The sequence below is a fragment of the Pseudarthrobacter sp. B4EP4b genome (genome assembly GCF_006680095.1).
GTDB lineage: Bacteria > Actinomycetota > Actinomycetes > Actinomycetales > Micrococcaceae > Arthrobacter.
The window spans coordinates 108,759-126,703 of sequence record NZ_VHIJ01000023.1; the positions used below are offsets into that span (position 1 = coordinate 108,759).

The 17,945-nt window shown below is 66.1% G+C and carries 15 protein-coding genes; 4 read left to right on the top strand and 11 right to left on the bottom strand.

What is annotated here, in order from left to right:
* Positions 1–10: 10 nt before the first annotated feature.
* The 8 genes from FNL14_RS08905 to FNL14_RS08940 all read right to left on the bottom strand — a co-directional run bounded on the left by FNL14_RS08905 (position 11) and on the right by FNL14_RS08940 (position 9,002).
* Entirely contained in the window at positions 11–871 is an 861-nt protein-coding gene (locus tag FNL14_RS08905; protein ID WP_091420021.1) for a shikimate dehydrogenase, read from the bottom strand.
* Positions 868–2,586: an endolytic transglycosylase MltG gene (gene mltG / locus FNL14_RS08910; RefSeq protein WP_091419862.1), complete on the bottom strand. Its 1,719-nt coding sequence runs from the start codon at positions 2,584–2,586 to the stop codon at positions 868–870. The genes FNL14_RS08905 and mltG overlap by 4 nt, the downstream gene beginning before the upstream one ends.
* On the bottom strand, positions 2,583–3,182 hold the full coding sequence (ruvX, locus tag FNL14_RS08915) for a Holliday junction resolvase RuvX (RefSeq protein WP_091419860.1): 600 nt from the start codon (positions 3,180–3,182) through the stop codon (positions 2,583–2,585). Before ruvX ends, mltG begins: the two co-directional genes overlap by 4 nt.
* Before the next feature lie 7 nt (positions 3,183–3,189).
* A complete protein-coding gene (gene alaS / locus FNL14_RS08920; protein WP_142059329.1) occupies positions 3,190–5,868 on the bottom strand; it encodes an alanine--tRNA ligase in 2,679 nt (892 codons plus the stop codon).
* A gap of 134 nt (positions 5,869–6,002) precedes the next feature.
* Entirely contained in the window at positions 6,003–6,245 is a 243-nt protein-coding gene (locus tag FNL14_RS08925) for a hypothetical protein (protein ID WP_181762575.1), read from the bottom strand.
* Positions 6,246–6,263: 18 nt separating this feature from the next.
* Positions 6,264–6,638, bottom strand: a complete 375-nt coding sequence (locus tag FNL14_RS08930) for a DUF948 domain-containing protein (protein WP_050054932.1) — start codon at positions 6,636–6,638, stop codon at positions 6,264–6,266.
* A gap of 146 nt (positions 6,639–6,784) precedes the next feature.
* On the bottom strand, positions 6,785–7,411 hold the full coding sequence (rpsD, locus tag FNL14_RS08935; RefSeq protein WP_015937210.1) for a 30S ribosomal protein S4: 627 nt from the start codon (positions 7,409–7,411) through the stop codon (positions 6,785–6,787).
* Positions 7,412–7,580: 169 nt separating this feature from the next.
* Positions 7,581–9,002 (bottom strand): replication-associated recombination protein A, encoded by a 1,422-nt coding sequence (locus FNL14_RS08940; RefSeq protein WP_142059331.1) that lies wholly within the window; start codon positions 9,000–9,002, stop codon positions 7,581–7,583.
* Positions 9,003–9,068: 66 nt separating this feature from the next.
* Here FNL14_RS08940 and FNL14_RS08945 point away from each other — a divergent pair, with 66 nt between their 5' ends.
* Positions 9,069–9,746, top strand: coding sequence for an acVLRF1 family peptidyl-tRNA hydrolase (locus FNL14_RS08945; protein WP_142059333.1), 678 nt, complete (start codon positions 9,069–9,071; stop codon positions 9,744–9,746).
* Between the two features lie 8 nt (positions 9,747–9,754).
* Here the strand turns inward: FNL14_RS08945 and FNL14_RS08950 are convergent, their stop codons facing one another.
* A complete protein-coding gene (locus FNL14_RS08950) occupies positions 9,755–10,534 on the bottom strand; it encodes a GNAT family N-acetyltransferase (protein ID WP_142059335.1) in 780 nt (259 codons plus the stop codon).
* A 73-nt stretch (positions 10,535–10,607) separates the two neighbouring features.
* Positions 10,608–12,386, bottom strand: coding sequence for an aspartate--tRNA ligase (aspS, locus tag FNL14_RS08955; protein ID WP_142059337.1), 1,779 nt, complete (start codon positions 12,384–12,386; stop codon positions 10,608–10,610).
* Positions 12,387–12,495: 109 nt separating this feature from the next.
* Between aspS and FNL14_RS08960 the strand changes: the two genes are divergently transcribed.
* Both FNL14_RS08960 and FNL14_RS08965 read left to right on the top strand, forming a co-directional pair.
* A complete protein-coding gene (locus FNL14_RS08960; RefSeq protein WP_142059339.1) occupies positions 12,496–13,737 on the top strand; it encodes an APC family permease in 1,242 nt (413 codons plus the stop codon).
* Between the two features lie 148 nt (positions 13,738–13,885).
* Positions 13,886–15,478: an HNH endonuclease signature motif containing protein gene (locus FNL14_RS08965; RefSeq protein ID WP_142059341.1), complete on the top strand. Its 1,593-nt coding sequence runs from the start codon at positions 13,886–13,888 to the stop codon at positions 15,476–15,478.
* 45 nt (positions 15,479–15,523) lie between these two features.
* Here FNL14_RS08965 and hisS read toward each other — a convergent pair whose 3' ends face one another.
* Complete coding sequence (hisS, locus tag FNL14_RS08970; protein ID WP_142059343.1) at positions 15,524–16,894, bottom strand: histidine--tRNA ligase; 1,371 nt, start codon at positions 16,892–16,894, stop codon at positions 15,524–15,526.
* 225 nt (positions 16,895–17,119) lie between these two features.
* On the opposite strand from hisS, the gene FNL14_RS08975 reads away from it, so the two are divergent.
* Positions 17,120–17,926 (top strand): peptidylprolyl isomerase, encoded by an 807-nt coding sequence (locus tag FNL14_RS08975; protein WP_142059345.1) that lies wholly within the window; start codon positions 17,120–17,122, stop codon positions 17,924–17,926.
* The last annotated feature ends 19 nt before the right edge of the window (positions 17,927–17,945 follow it).

Below are 17,945 nucleotides of genomic sequence, written 5' to 3' on the forward strand. Positions count from 1 at the left end.
CGTATGGCGGTCACAACGCCCGTCGGGGAAGGCCGACTGCGTCACACATCACATCTATGACGGATGCATTAACTTCGTCTTCAAGCCGGCTGAACAGGCGTACCTGCTCCACGGCCTGGTAGAGCAACATTTCAAGGCCGGGCACCACAGCGCCACCGCCCGTCTTCCATACGGACGCGATCAGGCTGGGCCAGGGATCGTAGGCAACATCGAGCAAAACACCGGGTGTGGGGCTTTTCAGGGCGGCGATTTCGGCCGCCAGTCCGTCCGCCGCCCGCGGCGGCAGGGTGGATATTACGACGTCGGCAGCGGCCGTGGGTGCCGCAGCCTCGGCCAGTGGCTGGACGTCCAAAGCCAGGCCAAGGCTGTCCGCCGCGCTTCGGACGTCGGCTGTGCGCGCAGGGTCCCGAACGAAGATCCGGGCAGAACCGGCGCCGAGTTCTTTCAATGCCGCCACGGCAGCTGCCGCTGTTCCTCCCCCGCCCAGGACAACCGGCGCGGACGGCGTGCGGGCGCCAGCGTGGCGGACCGCGTTGACGATTCCTGCCACATCCGTGTTCGAACCGATGGTGCGCAAGCCGCCGCCGTACTGCTCGAAGGACACAGTGTTCACCACGCCCAGGGTCCGGGCCACGCCGCGGACCTCATCCACTTCGCCCACCATGGCCGCCTTCAAGGGCATGGTGACGGACAGCCCGCGCCAGCCCGGCTGGTCACGGACCTGGCGCATCAACGAGGGCAACAGCTCCTCTGTGACGTCAATGGCCGTATAGCTGATGCCGATGCCCAGCCTGCCGTACGCCGCATGGTGCAGCGCCGGTGATTTGGAGTGGCTGATCGGGTGGCCCAGGACGGCTGCCCGGAGGCTCATGTGCAGCGGCCGGCGTTTGCCGTGCACCACGCGTTGTACTGCTCAACGTAGCCGTTGTGCTCCGCCAGGGTGCGGGAGAACTTGGTCTCCTTGGTGTCAAGGTTGATCGTCACCCAGTACAGGAAATCGTTGGTCTTCGGTTTGGCGGCAGCGTCGATGGCCGTCTTGCCCGGAGAACCGATCGGCCCGGGAGGCAGGCCCGGATTGGCGTAGGTGTTGTACGGGTTCGACTTGTCCTGCCGCTGCTCGTCGGTGAAGTTGAAGCTCCTGGTGCCCAGCCCGTAGGTCACGGCTGAATCCACCTGCAGGAACCCGCCGGTCTGGTCATTGGGCTTGAGCCGGTTATAGATGGCGCCGGCCACGTCACCGTAGTCCGCCTGGCCACCCTCGGCCTGGACGATGCTGGCGACGATCACAGCTTCGTACTGTTTCGCCGGATCGGTAATGCCCTGCGAGACAAGCTCGTCCACGGTGGTCTTCACCAGGGACTGGAGGATGTCCTTCGCGGAGGTGCCGAGCGGGTAGCGGTGCTCCCCCGGTGCCAGGAAGCCCTCCAGGTTCTTCGCACTGGCGGGCAGTCCGAACTGGGCCGGCTGGTCGCTGAGGGCCTTCAGGTCCTGGATGGACACTCCGGACCCTTCCGAAATGGCCTGCAGGGACTCGCCGATGCGAAGCCCGGCACTGAGCGCAAAGTAGATAACCTTGGTTTTGTCCTGGCCGAGCAGCACATTCACGGCGTCGCTGTTCTTCATCTCCGTCTTGAACGTGTAATCGCCCGGCGCCAGGGTCCCTCCTGAGGCTGTGAATGCGGCCAGGAAGGTGTCAGCGTTCGCCACCACCCGCTGGCTCTCCAGGGCGCTGGCCACGGAACGCGTGCCTTCGCCGTTCTGGACAGTCACCACAACCTCGCCCGATCCCGGGCCGGGGAAATCGCTGGGCTTGTCGTTGCCCAGCAGCGGCTTGAGGAACTGTGCGCCGACGGCGACCGCGGTGACAAAAACAGCAAGGGTGAGGAACAGTGCCAGCAACCTGCGGCGGCGGCGGACTTTTTTGGATGGCTTGGCCACTACGGCTGCTGCGGCAGGGCCGGGCAGGAAGTCGTGGCGCCCGTCATCATGGTGCCCGTCATCGTACTGCGCATCGTCGTAGTGTCCCTGCTCGTAGTGCCCATCATCATGAAGGGGCCCGTCATGGTGCAGGGCGTCCTGGTAGCCGTGGCCCTCCGCATAGTGCACGTCGCCGTCGTAATGCCCGTCGGCTGCATGCTGGTGGCCGGCAAGGGCCGGCTCGTAGGAAGCGTGGACATCGTCCTGGTGAACGACGTTGTGGATCTCGGTCGCCGGCGCGTCCGGCTCGTGGGTGGCCGCGTGATGGACGCCGGGCTGCGCAGCGGGGTGCGCCTCGGGGGCGGCCTCGGGCTGCGGCTCTTCCTGTTGCAGATCCTGGATGGACGGGGGTGCGGCCGGAGCGGCCGGAACGGGCTGCTCTTCAGGAACCGGATGGTTGGGAACCGAAGCAGCGGAAGACGCCGCCACGGCAGGTGGATCGGCAGGCACTGGCGGCACCTCATGTCCTGTTTCGTAGGCCTGCTCCGGCACTGTGCCCTGGAGCGCTGTGGTGGTCTTCTCGCGCGCCCGGAGCTCCTTGCGGGTCAGCGGCCTCGCTGCCCCGGCGTCCCAGGGACCGGTTGCGTCGTCAATGTTGGCAGGGCTCACTGTTGCCTTCCATTATCTGAAGATCGGTCTGTGGCCTCCGGGGCGGCGCGGACAGACTCATCCGCGCCGTTTGTCCCCGGATCCACGAAAAGGGAGGGCGCTGCGACGCGTCGGCCCACATCCGCTCCCCTGGCTTTCTGCATGTCGAGGGCGTGCTGAAGGATGCCTGCCGCCGCGACCTGATCAACTACTTTACGGTGGTCCCTGCTGCTCATGCCAGCTTCATGCAGGTTCCGGTGCGCAGTCACGCTGCTCAGCCGCTCATCCACCAGGTTTACCGGGACGGCCAGATCCCGCGCTGCCAGCTCTGCTGCCAGCAGCCCGGCGTACTCCGTGGCCATTTTCGCAGAGGCGTGCTCTTCACCCTTCATGGTGCGGGGCAGGCCCACAATGACCTGTACCGCGCCGAGTTCCTGCACCAGGTTGGCGATGACCCGGATATCGGAGTTTTTCTTCGGATTCCGGTCCAGGGTCTTGTACGGCGTGGCCAGGATCGAGTCCCGGTCGCAGATGGCCACACCGACCCGGACGGTGCCGACGTCGATCCCCAGTTTGACGCCCTGGGGGCTGCCGCCGGCAGCTGTTGGATTGGTCATGGGTGCTTTATCGCCGTGCGATGGCGTCCACAACGGCTGCCAGGGCTGGAGCTACCTTGGCTGCGTCCGTTCCGCCGCCCTGGGCAACATCGTCCTTGCCGCCGCCGCCACCGCCGAGGATGCCTGCGGCAACGCGGACCAGAGCGCCTGCCTTGACCCCGGCGTCCCGCGCTGCCTCGTTGGTGGCCACCAGGATCATGGGCCGGTCATTGGCAACACCGGCCACGGCCACGGTTGCCGCAGCCGAGCCCAGGCGGTTTCGAAGGTCGAGTGCGAGTCCGCGGAGGTCGTCCGCCCCGCTGACCTGGCCGGCGTCGTGCGCAATGACACTGACGCCCGAGGCGTCCTTGGCGCTGTTCACCAGCTGGGCGGCCGAAGCAGCCAGCTGTTCCTTGCGGAGGCGGTCCAGCTCCTTCTCGGTGGCCTTGAGCTTAGCGAGGGTGGCGGCGATCCTGTCGGCCAGCTGGCCGGACGGGACCTTGAGCATGTCCGTCAGTTCCGTCACGAGGGCACGTTCGGCGGCAAGGTGGCGGAAAGCGTCCATGCCAACGAAGGCCTCCACGCGGCGGTTTCCTGACCCCACGGACTGTTCGCCGAGCAGCGAAAGGCTGCCGATCAGTGAGGTGTTGGACACATGCGTTCCGCCACAAAGCTCGCGGGACCACGCGCCGTCGATTTCAACAACACGCACTTCGCTGCCGTAGTTCTCGCCGAAGAGGGCCATGGCGCCCAGGGCCTTGGCTTCGGCCAGTCCCATCACCTTGGTTTCCACCGAGTAGTTGTTGCGGATGGCAAGGTTGGAAACTTCTTCGATTTCGGAGCGGGTGGCGGTGCTCAGCCCTTCGCCCCAGGCAAAGTCGAAGCGCAGGTAGCCCGCCTTGTTGAAGGACCCGCGCTGGGTGGCTTCCGGCCCGAGGATCTGGTGCAGGGCGGCGTGCACGATGTGCGTACCCGTGTGCGCCTGTTCCGCGGCGTGCCGGCGTTCCCGGTCGACGGCGGCCCGGACCAGTGAGTCGGCGCCGATCTCGCCTTCGCGGACAATCGCCTTGTGCACACTCAGGCCCTTCAGCGGGCGCTGGACATCGAGGACTTCGACCACGAAGCCGTCGCCGGTGATGAGGCCGGTATCGGCGGCCTGGCCGCCGGCTTCGGCATAGAACGGGGTTTCGGCGAGGACCAGCTCGATTTCGTCGCCGGTGGAGGCCTGCTGTACCGGCCGCCCTCCGGTGAGGATGCCGCGGACGCGTGATTCGCCGTCGAGCTCCGTGTATCCGGTGAAAACGGTCTCGCCCTGGCCGAGGAGTTCCTGGAACACGGTGAGGTCGGCGTGGCCGCCCTTTTTGCCCTTGGCGTCGGCCTGGGCACGCTGGCGCTGCTCCTGCATGAGGCTGCGGAAGGCTGCCTCGTCCACCTTGAGCCCCGCTTCCTCGGCCATTTCCAGCGTGAGGTCGATCGGGAACCCGTAGGTGTCGTGCAGGGCGAAAGCGTCGGCGCCCGAGAGCGGCTTATCGGCAGCTTTGGATTCCCTGACGGCGTCCTCAAGGCGGGCAGTGCCGGAGGCGATGGTGCGCAGGAAGGCCTTCTCTTCGGCGTAGGCAATGCGGCTGATCCGGGCGAAGTCTGTGTCCACCACCGGGTAGACGCCCTTCATGGCGTCCCGGGAGGCGGGCAGCAGATCGGGCAGGCAGGCCTGTTCGACGCCGAGGAGCCGCATGGAGCGCACGGCACGGCGGATGAGGCGGCGCAAAACGTAGCCGCGGCCTTCGTTGGAGGGGGTGACGCCGTCGGAAATGAGCATCAGGGCCGAGCGGATGTGGTCGGCCACCACACGCATGCGGACGTCGTCCGTGTGGTGGGGATCGTCCGGGGTCTCGGCGGAGGTGTATTCCCTGCCGGAAAGTTCAGCGGCTTTGTCAATGACGGGACGGACCTGGTCGGTCTCGTACATGTTCTCGACGCCCTGCAGGATCATGGCCAGGCGCTCCATGCCCAGGCCGGTGTCGATGTTGCGCTTGGGCAGCTCGCCCACCACATCGAAGTCTTCCTTGGTACGGACGTTTTCGATCTGGTACTGCATAAACACGAGGTTCCAGATCTCGATGTAGCGGGTCTCGTCCGCCAGCGGACCGCCCTCCACACCGTACGCCGGGCCGCGGTCATAGTAGATCTCGGAGCAGGGACCGGCGGGACCGGGCTGGCCGGTGTGCCAGTAGTTGTCAGACTTGCCCATCTTCTGGATGCGCTCGGCCGGGACGCCGGTGTTCTTCAGCCAGAGGTCCTTGGCTTCGTCGTCCTCTTCGTAGACGGTCACCCACAGCAGTTCGGGCGCAAGGCCGTAGCCGCCGTCGGCAACGCTCGTGGTGAGCAGTTCCCAGGCGAACTTGATGGCGTCTTCCTTGAAGTAGTCGCCGAAGGAGAAGTTGCCGCACATCTGGAAGAAGGTGCCGTGCCGCGCGGTCTTGCCCACTTCCTCGATGTCGCCGGTGCGGATGCATTTCTGCACGCTGGTGGCGCGGGAGTAGGGCGGCACCTCGCGGGCCGTGAGGTAGGGAATGAACGGAACCATGCCGGCAACCGTGAACAGCAGCGAGGGGTCGCTGGAGACCAGCGATGCGGAGGGAACCGCCGTGTGGCCCTTGCTGACAAAAAAGTCCACCCAGCGCTTTGTGATCTCCTGCGACTTCATGAGCTGTTTACTTACCCTTCTTGGTCCGCGCGGCTGCGCGGAAATTCGTTCACGTGGCAGTTCCGTTGGCACGGTTGCTGCCGGTTGGTTCTAAAGTGCTGCGGCCGGGCCGCTGCCTGGGGTGGATGCCGGGGTCAGCGGCGGACCAGTTCGTCCGAGGCCACTCCGAGGGCGGCGCGGAGGTCAGTTTCCCGTTCGCGCATGCCGTCCCGGAGGGCATCGGCAAAGTCGTAAATTCCATCAGTGAGCCGGCCCACTGCCCGGTTCAGGCCCTGCGGACCGAGGGTGGACTGCATGCTGGCCTGCGCCTCAGTCACTTTGCGGAATGCGATGACACCGATGGCCACGCCGATTCCCATCCAGACAAGTCGTTTCATTTCAGGTTCTCCGAAAGGTCAGCGGCTGCGGCGGCCGGCAGCGGGTTTCTTGCGGTTGGCCAGCGCGGTGCGGACGCCGTAGCTGAACGCCGCCACCTTGATCAGCGGCGAGCCGACGGTGGCGGCAACCAGGGAGGACAACGCGGAAAGGTTGGCCGAGGCATCCGAGACGTTGGACGAAATGCCATCCACCTTCTTCAGCTGCTGGTTGGTGGTGGACACGGTAGCGGTGACCTCGTCCATCAAAGGCGTCGCGCCGTCGCTCAGTGACCGGATGGATGTGCGCACCTCGTCCAGGACTTTGCCCAGCTTCAGGATGGGCACTGCCAGCAGCAGCACCAGGAGCGCGAACACTCCGGCAGCGATCAGGCCGGCAATATCGCCACCAGACATAGACGTTTCATCTCCTCGAAATTCTGTGGTTCATGCCATCGGCGGGTGCTTCGCAAAGCGCGCTTCCGCAGATGTCCCCCAAGTACCTTACATACAAAGAAGCCCGCGGCGCTTGCCACGGGCTTCTTTGGATACGCTGCTGGGATTTAGCGTGCGTAGAATTCGACGACGAGCTGCTCTTCGCAGGTCACCGGGATCTCGGACCGCTTGGGGCGGCGGACCAGGCGTGCCTGGAGGGCTTCCAGCTTGACGTCCAGGTAAGCCGGAACGGCGGGCAGGACGTCGCGGTGGGCGCCTGCTGCTGCGACCTGGAGCGGAACCATGGTTTCGCTGCGGCTGTGGACGTGGACCAGCTGGCCTTCGCCGACGCGGAACGACGGGCGGTCAACGCGGATGCCGTCAACCAGGATGTGGCGGTGCACAACCAGCTGGCGGGCCTGGGCGATGGTGCGGGCGAAGCCGGCACGCAGGACCAGGGCGTCAAGGCGCATTTCGAGCAGTTCGATGAGGTTTTCACCGGTCAGGCCCTTGGTGCGGCGGGCCTCTTCGAAGGCACGGGTCATCTGTGCTTCGCGGATGCCGTACTGGGCGCGCAGGCGCTGCTTTTCGCGCAGACGTACGGCGTAGTCGGAGTCCTGCTTCTTGCGGGCACGGCCATGCTCACCGGGGCCGTACGGGCGGCGCTCCATGTACTTGGCGGCCTTGGGGGTCAGAGCGATGCCGAGGGACCGCGAGAGGCGGGCCTGACGGCGAGCACGAGTGTTGTTAGCCACTTGTGTCCTTCCAATATCTGCGGTGTGTCAGTGTTACTGGCCTCCACGATGGAGAGCATCGGCCAACCGCTGCCTTTTGCTACTGGGCGCAGGCATAACCTTCTCAACGTGAAATTGGGGAGATTGTGCGTCCGCGCCTTGCCAGACAAACATCCATCCTACCACGGGGTTACTTGCCCCGGACAATCTTCCGCAGCCGCTCCAGCCGCACCGCGATGTCCCGTTCCGCGCCGTTGGCGGTGGGCTGGTAGTAGTCCTTCCCCACCAGGTCATCCGGCGGGTACTGCTGGGCGGCCACCCCGTGCGGGGCATCGTGGGCGTATTTGTACCCAACGCCGTGGCCCAGCTGCTTGGAACCCGGGTAGTGTGCGTCCCTCAGATGCGCGGGAATGCCGATCCCCAAGCCCGCCCGGACGTCGGCGGTGGCCTTGTTAATGCCCATGTACGCGGCGTTGGATTTCGGCGCCGTGGCCAGGTGCACCACGGCCTCGGCGAGAATGATGCGCCCCTCCGGCATCCCGATCAGCTGCACCGCCTGCGCCGCCGCCACAGCAGTCTGAAGTGCGGTGGGGTCAGCCATCCCCACATCCTCGGCGGCCGAGATCATGATCCTCCGGGCCACGAAACGCGGGTCCTCCCCCGCTTCGAGCATCCGGGCCAGGTAGTGGAGGGCGGCGTCCACGTCGGAGCCGCGGATGGACTTGATGAAGGCACTGATGACGTCGTAGTGCTGGTCTCCGGCACGGTCGTACCGCACTGCCGCTACGTCCAGCGCGCGTTCCGTGTGCTTCAGATCGACGGCGACCGGCCCGTCTTCGGCATCATCTGCGTCCCCGAACGCGACGCCGGCGGCCGCCTCCAGGGCGGTCAGGGCACGGCGGGCGTCACCGCCCGAAAGCCTGACCAGGTGGTCGAGTGCTTCGGCAGTGAGGTTCACTTTCCCGCCCAGGCCGCGGGGATCGGTCACGGCGCGCTGCAATAGTCCTTCAATATCCGCATCTGTCAGCGGACGGAGCGTCAGCAGGAGTGAACGGGACAGCAGCGGTGAAACCACCGAAAACGAGGGGTTCTCCGTGGTGGCCGCAACCAGTACCACCCACCGGTTTTCCACGCCCGGCAACAGGGCATCCTGCTGGGCCTTGTTGAAGCGGTGGATCTCGTCCAGGAACAGGACGGTGGTTGTTTTGTACAGGTCGCGCGCGGTGAGGGCGTCGTCCATGACGCGCCGTACGTCCTTGACGCCGGCGGTGATGGCGGAAAGTTCCACGAACTTCCGGCCCGGTCCGCGGGCGATCACGTGCGCGAGGGTTGTTTTGCCGGTCCCCGGGGGACCCCACAGGATCAGCGACGTAGGCCCCGCGGGTCCGGAGGTGTCCGCTCCGGCCCCGGCAGCCAACTGGCGCAATGGTGACCCTTGGCCCAGGAGATGTTGCTGCCCCACCACCTCATCCAGGGTGCGGGGGCGCATCCGGACGGCGAGCGGACCGCGCGGGGAGGCATTGCCTCCTCCCCCGGCAGTCCGGCCGACGGCGGCAACGGGAGCGTCGTCGTCGTCATCATTGCCTGGCCCGTGCCCGAAGAGATCATCCACATAGATAGGCTACTTCCAGTCCGTCGGCTTTCCCGCCGAAGCCGCCGCCCAGCCAAGGATGCCCTGATGCCCGCACGTACCGCCGCAGGAGGACAGCGCGGACACTCCGTCCGCACTGCCTTCATCGCCGGCAGCCGGCTGGCTGGCTGGGCGGAGAGGTTCGGGGCGGCGCACGGCGGGTTCCAGGTAAAGGATGACGACGACGGGCTGCACCTGCTGGCGTCCGACGGCGCCGAAGCGCTCCTGCAGGCTCCCTGGCCCGCGGACGGCCGCCCGGGACGCGGCGCGGACGAACTCGAAAGGCTCGCCTCCCTGGCATCGCAGCCGCGCCGTCTTGGGCTGTTGCTGGTGCGCCGGGGTGGATACGGTGTGGCACTAGTGAGTGAAGGAACACTGTTGGCCTCGAAGGTGGGTTCGACGTATGTGCAGTCCCGGACTGCGGCAGGCGGCCAGTCGCAGCAGCGGTTCGCACGGCGCCGGTCCAACCAGGCGGACGCGCTGGTTCAGACTGTTGCAGAACAGGCGTTGCGGATATTCACCAGCGGGCAGTTTGAATACGTGGTTCCCGGTGGTGACCGGGCGTTGGCGGGGCTTGTGCTCCAGCACCCGGCTCTGAAGGACTATGCCGCGCTCCCCCGGCTGGCCTACCTGGATGTCCCGGATCCCAAAGCAGCAGTGCTGCGGAAAGCCGCCGCTGACGTATGCTCAGTTCGCGTCCAGGTTTCCGACGCCCCGGTCGGCTGAGGCCCGGCTCAGCAGCCCGTCAGCGCCCGGCGCGGCCGCTGCTGACGGTAGAGGTAGCGGCCGGATTCCGTAAATCCCGCCCGGGCGTACAACTGCTGTGCAGCCTCGTTGGCGGCGGTGACGAGCAACCAGAAACTCTTGATCCCACGCGTGTTTCCCTCGGACAGGAGTGCCTGCAGCACTTCGGAAGCGTATCCACGCCGGCGGTGCGACGGGGAGGTGGCCATGCAGTAAATCCCGCCGGTTTCATCCACCAGGGCGAGGCGCCCGACGGCGACGGGCCGGCCGTCGTCGTCCCTCACCAAGGCATACAGCGAGGGGCAGCCGGTGAGGATGGCACGCGCTGTCTCCAGCTCTGCCCCGCCGCCGCGGCCGTCCACGCTCCACCACAGAGCCAGCCATTCGTCGTCGGGCCGGTCAGTTATCTCCACCGGAACGGCACCCCGTGCGGGCACGCGTGCGGCCGCCGCGCTCCGAACCATGATGAGTGTCTCCGACTGGCGTGTGAAGCCGTGTCCGTCCAGGACGTCGTTCAACGCGCCGTTGGCGGGTGCGTCCGTGACCTGGAAGATCAGGGGAAGCCGCCGTTCCCGGTACCACTGCGCCGCTTCGCGGAGCGCATCGCCGGGCGCTTGGGCACTGGTCCGCGGCCACACAGAATTGGCCCGTTGGGTGACACCTTCCGCGGCGCGGAGGACCCACTCCCCCGTGTCGTGCCGCTCTATGGAAGGCCAGGCAGCATCCATCAGCGTTTCAAAATCATGCAGACCCGGGAGGCCGTAGCCCATGTGGACTCCTGTGTGCGATAAGCCTGAAGGCCCTCCTTTGCGGGAGGGCCTTCAGGTCAAACGGGTTGATGCTCTACTTACCGTCGGTGGGCTTGGCTTCCGGCTTGAAGTCAACGCCGGCTTCCTTGCGCTGCTGCGGTGTGATGGGGGCCGGGGCCGCAGTCAGGGGGTCGTAACCGTTGCCGGTCTTGGGGAAGGCAATAACGTCGCGGATGGACTCGACGCCAGCGAGCAGTGCCACCACCCGGTCCCAGCCGAAGGCGATGCCGCCGTGCGGAGGGGCACCGTACTTGAAGCCTTCCAGCAGGAAGCCGAACTTGGTCTGGGCGTCTTCCCGGTCGAGGCCCATCAGTTCAAAGACGCGTTCCTGGACGTCGCGTTCGTGGATACGGATGGACCCGCCGCCGATTTCGTTGCCGTTGCAGACGATGTCGTAGGCGTATGACAACGCTGATTCCGGATCCTTATCGAAGGTGTCGAGGAACTCGGGCTTGGGCGAGGTGAAAGCGTGGTGGACAGCGGTCCATTTGCCGGCACCTACGGCCACATCGCCTGAGGCAACGGCCGCTGCTGCGGGCTCGAACATCGGGGCGTCCACCACCCAGCAGAAGGCCCAGGCGTTGGGGTCGATGAGGCCGGTGCGGTGGCCGATTTCAACGCGGGCAGCACCGAGCAGGGCGCGCGCGGCAGTCTTCTCGCCGGCAGCGAAGAAGATGCAGTCGCCGGGCTTCGCGCCAACGGCGTCAGCCAGGCCGGCGCGTTCCGCGTCTGTCAGGTTCTTTGCCACGGGGCCGGCGAGTTCGCCGTCCTCCTTGAACAGGACATAGGCGAGGCCCTTGTGGCCGCGCTGCTTGGCGAATTCCTGCCAGCCGTCCAGGGTACGGCGCGGCTGGGAGGCACCGCCGGGCATCACCACGGCGCCCACATACGGCGCCTTGAACACACCAAAGTTGGTGTCCTTGAAGAATTCCGTCAGCTCGGTCAGCTCCACGCCGAAGCGCAGGTCGGGCTTGTCCGAGCCGTAGCGGGCCATGGCGTCCGCGTAAGTGATGCGCTGGATCGGCGTGGGGATCTCGACGTCGATCAGCTTCCATAGTGCCTTGACGATGTTCTCGCCCAGGGCAATGATGTCGTCCTGGTCCACGAAGCTGGCTTCGATGTCCAGCTGGGTGAACTCCGGCTGGCGGTCGGCGCGGAAGTCCTCATCGCGGTAGCAGCGGGCGATCTGGTAGTACTTCTCGAAGCCGCCCACCTGCAGGAGCTGCTTGAACAGCTGCGGGGACTGCGGCAGGGCGTACCAGGAACCGGGGGCCAGGCGGGCGGGGACCACGAAGTCGCGGGCGCCTTCCGGCGTCGAACGCGTCAGTGTGGGGGTTTCCACCTCGACGAAGCCGTCCTGGTGCAGCAGCTCGCGGGCCACGCGGTTTGCTTCCGAGCGGAGCCGGAGGTTGCGGGCGGGGCCGGGGCGGCGAAGGTCCAGGTAGCGGTGCTTCAGGCGTGCTTCCTCGCCCACCTCAACGTGCTCGTCGATCTGGAACGGGAGCGGCTCGGAGGTGTTGAGGATGATCACCTTGTCCGCCATGACCTCAATTTCGCCGGTGGCCAGGGCAGGGTTCTCGTTGCCCTCGGGCCGCTTGGAGACTGTGCCGGTGATTTGCAGGACGTACTCGTTGCGCAGGCCGTGGAAGACTTCTTCCTCGCGGACCACTACCTGGGCCACGCCGGACGCATCACGCAGGTCAACGAAGGCCACGCCACCGTGATCACGACGGCGGCCCACCCAGCCAGCGAGGGTTACGGTCTGTCCAATGTGCTCGGAACGAAGGGATCCGAGGTCATGTGTGCGCAGCACAGCACGCCTTTCTGCGGGGTAACAACGGGGAGATAACAGCGAAGTTAAATAGGATCGATCCGGGAACGATCCCGTTCGAGTTTACCCGCTACCCAGGGACCGCCGCCGCATGAGCGAACACCAGCAGCTGCAACGCAGGCTTGGCACCTTTGACGCCACCACCATCGGCCTCGGCTCCATGCTGGGCGCGGGCGTGTTTGTGGTGTTCGCGCCCGCCGCTGCGCTGGCCGGAAACCTGCTGGCGGTGTCGGTGGTCATCGCGGGGGCCGTGGCGTACTGCAATGCGGTGGCGTCCGCAGCACTGGCAGCAAAATATCCCACCAGCGGCGGCACCTACGTCTATGGCCGGAAGCAGCTTGGCGAGTGGCCCGGCTTCCTGGCCGGCTGGGGATTTGTGACCGGGAAGACTGCCTCGTGTGCTGCCATGGCGCTGACGTTTGGGAGCTATGTTGCGCCGGCTTATGCAGTGCCGGTGGCCGTGGCGGCAGTGGTGGCGCTGACCGTGGTGAACCTGCTGGGAATCACCCGGACCGCGCTGCTGACGCGGATCCTGCTGTGCGTGGTACTGGCAACCCTGGTGTTCGTTGCGGTAGCCGCGCTGGTCGGGCCCCATCCTGTGGCGGCCCCGGGTACGGCGTCCGCCGGCGGGCTGGTTGGCGTGCTGCCCGCCGCCGGCCTGCTGTTTTTCGCCTTCGCAGGGTATGCCAGGATCGCCACCCTGGGCGAGGAAGTGAAGGACCCGGCCCATTCAATCCCCCGGGCCATCCTTGGTGCCCTGGCTTCGGCCTTCGCCATCTACCTGGCCCTGGCGTTGCTGCTCCTCAACCACCTGCCCGGTGGGCAGCTTGCGGCCACGAAGACGCCGCTGTTGGAGGCCGTCCTGCGGTCCCAGTTCGCGGCGGGCGCGCCGGCAGTGCAGGCGGGTGCGGCGGCAGCCTGCCTGGGTGCGCTCCTCGCCCTCATCACCGGAGTGGGACGCACCACGCTGGCCATGGCCCGGGAGCGCGACCTTCCCCGCCCGCTGGCCAGGATCGGCGGCAAACACACCGTCCCGTACGTTGCAGAACTGGCAGTGGCCGCCGTCGTAATCCTGCTCCTGCTGACCGCCGACGTCATGACGGTGGTGGGCTTTTCCAGTTTCGGCGTGCTGCTGTACTACGCGGTGGCCAACGCCTCCGCCTTCACCCTGCGGAACCATCCCGGGTACGCGCCGAAGTGGTTGAACGCCGCCGGCTTCCTGGGCTGCCTGCTGCTGGCCTTCACCCTGCCTGCCGCATCCGTGCTGACCATGACAGCTGTCCTGGCCTTAGGTGTGGCGGGCCGCTGGCTGGTTCTGCGCTTCCGGCGTTAGCGCTGCGGGCGGGCGTGTCCGACGGCGGCTTGGCCGCTTATAGCGGAAAGCGCGCCTTCCTGAGGGCCCTGACGCTGATGTCCCGGGTTATCCACATAGGGCCGGTGGGGTTCGTGCCGTTGGCTGGGGCCGCTGGAAGACTTTGGTTATGGAAGCGATTCGAGGTTTGGCAGGGGCGGCCGCAGTGCAAAACCGTGCTGTTCCTTCTGTTGCTGATGTCCTTGAATTGCTGGCTGCTGTCCCAGTCGCTATGGACGGGCCGGGAAAGATTGACCAGCTGCGGGAGTTGGAGGATGTGAAGTCCGCTGCTGCCGCGAAGCAGGCACGGATCGCGGTAGCCTACGAACTTGCCGCCCGGCAGGAACAGGCTGCCGCGGGAGTCCATGCTCATGAACTCGGCGCCGGGGTGGGCGCGGAAATCGCGTTGGCGCGTCGGGAGTCGCCGTCCCGTGGCGCCCGGTTGCTGGGTTTGGGGAAAGCCCTGGTTGAGATGCCCCACACGTTCGCGGCGCTGGAATCGGGCCAGTTGAACGAGTGGCGGGCCACCCTGATGGTGAAGGAAACAGCCTGCCTGGCGGTCGAGGACCGGGCCGCGGTAGACGAGGAACTCGCCGCCGACACCGGGACCTTGGCCGGCTGTGGGGACCGGTCCATCATCGCGGCGGTCCGGTCTGCTGCGTACCGGCGGGACCCGCAGTCGGTTGCCCGGCGGGCCAGCCAGGCTGTGAATGAGCGGACGGTCACGCTGCGTCCGGCTCCGGACACGATGACCCGGCTGACCGCCCTCCTGCCCGTGGCCGAGGGCGTGGCCATGTACGCGGCGCTGACCCGCCACGCCGACGCGCTTAAGTCTTCCGGGGAGGAGCGCCCGAAGGGCGCGATTATGGCCCCCGAATTGGTCGAACGCGTCACCGGCACCCCGGGCGGCTACACAGGCATCGACCTCCAGCTCGTCATGACCGATCGCACCCTCTTCCAAGGCGACAGCGAACCCGCACGACTCACCGGCTACGGCATCGTCCCGGGTGAATGGGCTCGAAAGGCCATCCGTGGCGAGCTGATGTCAGACGCGGGATCAACCGGCGGTGGAGCAGCCGTCCAAGGATCTGCGGAGCTCGCGCCGGATGGCCCAGCACCAGCAGGGCAGGGATCAGATGGCGGTGTTAACGCGGGCACCGGAGACGTTGGTTTTGGCCGCCCAAGCAGGCCGCCTTCGGTCGGCACTCCGGAAGGTAGAGAGTTGAATGTCTGGCTTCGCCGGCTCTACACAGCGCCGACGCACGGGGAGCTCGTCGGGATGGACTCCAAAGCCCGGCTCTTCCCGCCGGGACTACGCCGGTTCATCCAGGTCAGGGATGACACCTGCCGCGCCCCTTACTGCGACGCGCCCATCCGGCACCTGGACCACATCATCCCCTGGCACCACGACGGGCCAACCACCAGCACCAACGGCCAAGGCCTCTGCGAAACCTGCAACCACACCAAAGAAACACCAGGCTGGGCCGCAAAGACAATCACCCGGCCAGGTCAAAGGCATTCAGTTGAAACAAGGACACCCACCGGCCACACCTACCCCTCAACAGCGCCGCCGCTCCCGGGAACGCGGGTCACCGAAAGTCCTCCGCTTTCAACGGCCGGGGTTGGCCTCCCAACCGCAGCAGGGATTTGGCCAGGACGACGCGGTGCTGAGCAAGGGCGCGGGAGAGCGCCCAAACGCGCCCAGCTCGAATCACCGGTGTGATGAGAACGGCTGCTAAGACGAAAGCTTCAGCGGCTGGGAACTGTCCTAGACTGCGGAAGCCACCGCAGCCGTCGACGCAACCTGGACAGCCAAATCCTCCGCCGGCGGGGTCCAGGTCTCGGGGAATGCCACTACCTGCTCGCCGGTGCGGATGTCCTTGACCTGGTGCGTGCCGTCGTCGTCGGTGAACCAGACGAAGGGGATGCCGCGGCGGTCGGCGAACTTGATCTGCTTGCCGAATTTCTCCGCCTTGGCTGCCACCTCCGTGGGAATTCCACGGCTGCGGAGCTGTGCCGCGACGTCCTGCGCGGCACTCCAGCTCCCGTCATTGGTCAGGGAGACGAGCACGGCGGTGGGAACTGAGCGCGACGCCTTGGCCAGGTCCTGGCTGAGGATGCGTGATACCAACCGTGTAACGCCGATTGAAAGACCTACCCCGGGGAACTTCCGGTTGCCCTTGGAGGCCAATGCGTCGTAGCGGCCGCCCGAGCAGATGGAGCCGAGCTGTTCATGGCCCACCAGCACCGTTTCCACCACTGTGCCGGTGTAGTAGTCCAGGCCACGGGCGATACTGAGATCGGCCAGCACCTTGCCGGGGGCCCGCTGGACAGCAGCCTCGATGACCTGCTCCAACTCATTCAGGCCTTCTTCAAGCAGCTCATTGCTGACGCCCAAGGCGCGCACCTGTTCCACGAAGGACGTGTCCTCGGTACGTATTCCGGCCAGCTCCAGAGCCTTCTGCGCCTGCTCGTCGGTTGCACCCAGTTCAGCTTTCAGCAGTTCGGCGACCTTTGCGGGACCGACCTTCTCGAGTTTGTCAATGCTGCGCAGCACGCCGGCCGTATCGTCCAGGCCGATGCCGCGGTAGAAGCCCTCTGCGAGTTTGCGGTTGTTGATCCGGAGCCGGAAGTCAGGGATGGGAAGGGCGCTGAGGGCCTCTGCAATGACCAGCGCGATTTCGACGTCATAGCGGAACGGCAGGTCGCCGTCCCCCACCACGTCGATGTCCGCCTGCGTGAATTCACGGGCGCGGCCCTCCTGCGGGCGCTCACCGCGCCAGACCTTCTGGATCTGGTAACGGCGGAACGGGAAGGCGAGGTAGCCGGCGTTCTCCACCACATAGCGGGCGAACGGAACGGTCAGGTCAAAGTGGAGTGCAAGCGCTTGTGGATCGGCTTTGCCGCCTTTAACGGGGTTCTCGCTCTCGTCCTCCTGGAGCCGGCTGAGACCGTACACTTCCTTATCGATTTCGCCCTTGCGCAGCAACTGCCCCACGGTTTCAACCGCCCGCGTTTCAATGGAAGCGAAGCCGTGCAGCTCGAAAACCCGGCGCAGCGTATCCAGCACGTGCAGCTCCACCAGCCGCTCCTCGGGAAGCCACTCGGGGAATCCGGACAGGGAGGCGGTGCGTGCCATGGTGGATTTTCTCCTCTTGATAAGGGTGCCTGGGACTTGCGCGGCCCGAAACGGGCCTGGAACGGCGGCAGTCCAGCCAGTCATGCATAAACTATGTGCGGCAGTCAGTTTATGCGTCATCCGCCAGCATCTCTAATGCAGCGGACGCGTCAGGGCTTGGCCGTCAGACACCTGCGCCCGGGGCCCGTGCCGCGGGGCGCAGCAGCCCGACAATAAGGAGGACCCTTGGCGGCCAGTTCACGCAGTGCCCGCGAAGCAAGGCGGCGCATTCAGCAGATGGAAGCCAAGCGCGAGCTGCGCCGGGAACAGGAGAAGCGGCGCAGGCGCGACAACTTGATCGCCGCCGGTGCCGGAACCGCCGCCGTGGTGCTCGCCGTCGTCCTTCAGCTGACCGCTTTCGCCGGTAATCCCACCGAGGAGGAGTTCGCCGCCGCCGAGGCAGGGCTCTCCAGCCCGTCTGCCTCCACAAGCCCGTCCGCGCCGGCGACCAACAGTCCCAACATTCCTGCTGCGGAAACGGCCGACGGAAAGACCTTCACCGGCGACCTGGTCCTGAACGGGAGCTCCCTTGCAGTGGAGCTGGACGGGACGAAAGCACCGCAGGCTGCCGCTGTTTTCAAATCGCTCAGCGACGAAGGCTACTTCAATGCCAAAACCTGCCACCGCCTCACCACCGGCGATACCTTCGGGCTGCTTCAATGCGGCGCATCCGGACCCAACGGGGAGGGGGATCCAACCTACACCTGGGGTCCCCTCGAAAACACGCCCGCCGACAATACCTATCCGGCCGGAACCATCGCCGTGGCACGCACCGGAAACAACGCCTTCGGAAACGGGAAACAGTTCTTCATCGTGTACAAGGACACGGTCATCCCGGCGGACAGCGCAGGGGGCTACACCGTGGTGGGAAGAGTGACTTCCGGGCTTGATGTGGTGTCGAATATAGCTGCAGCCGGGATTACACCGGGCAGCAGCGACACAGACGGCGCACCTGTGGAACCAGTCACGATAGACTCGTTTTCTCTGAAGTAGGAAGCCCGGCCCCTGAGGC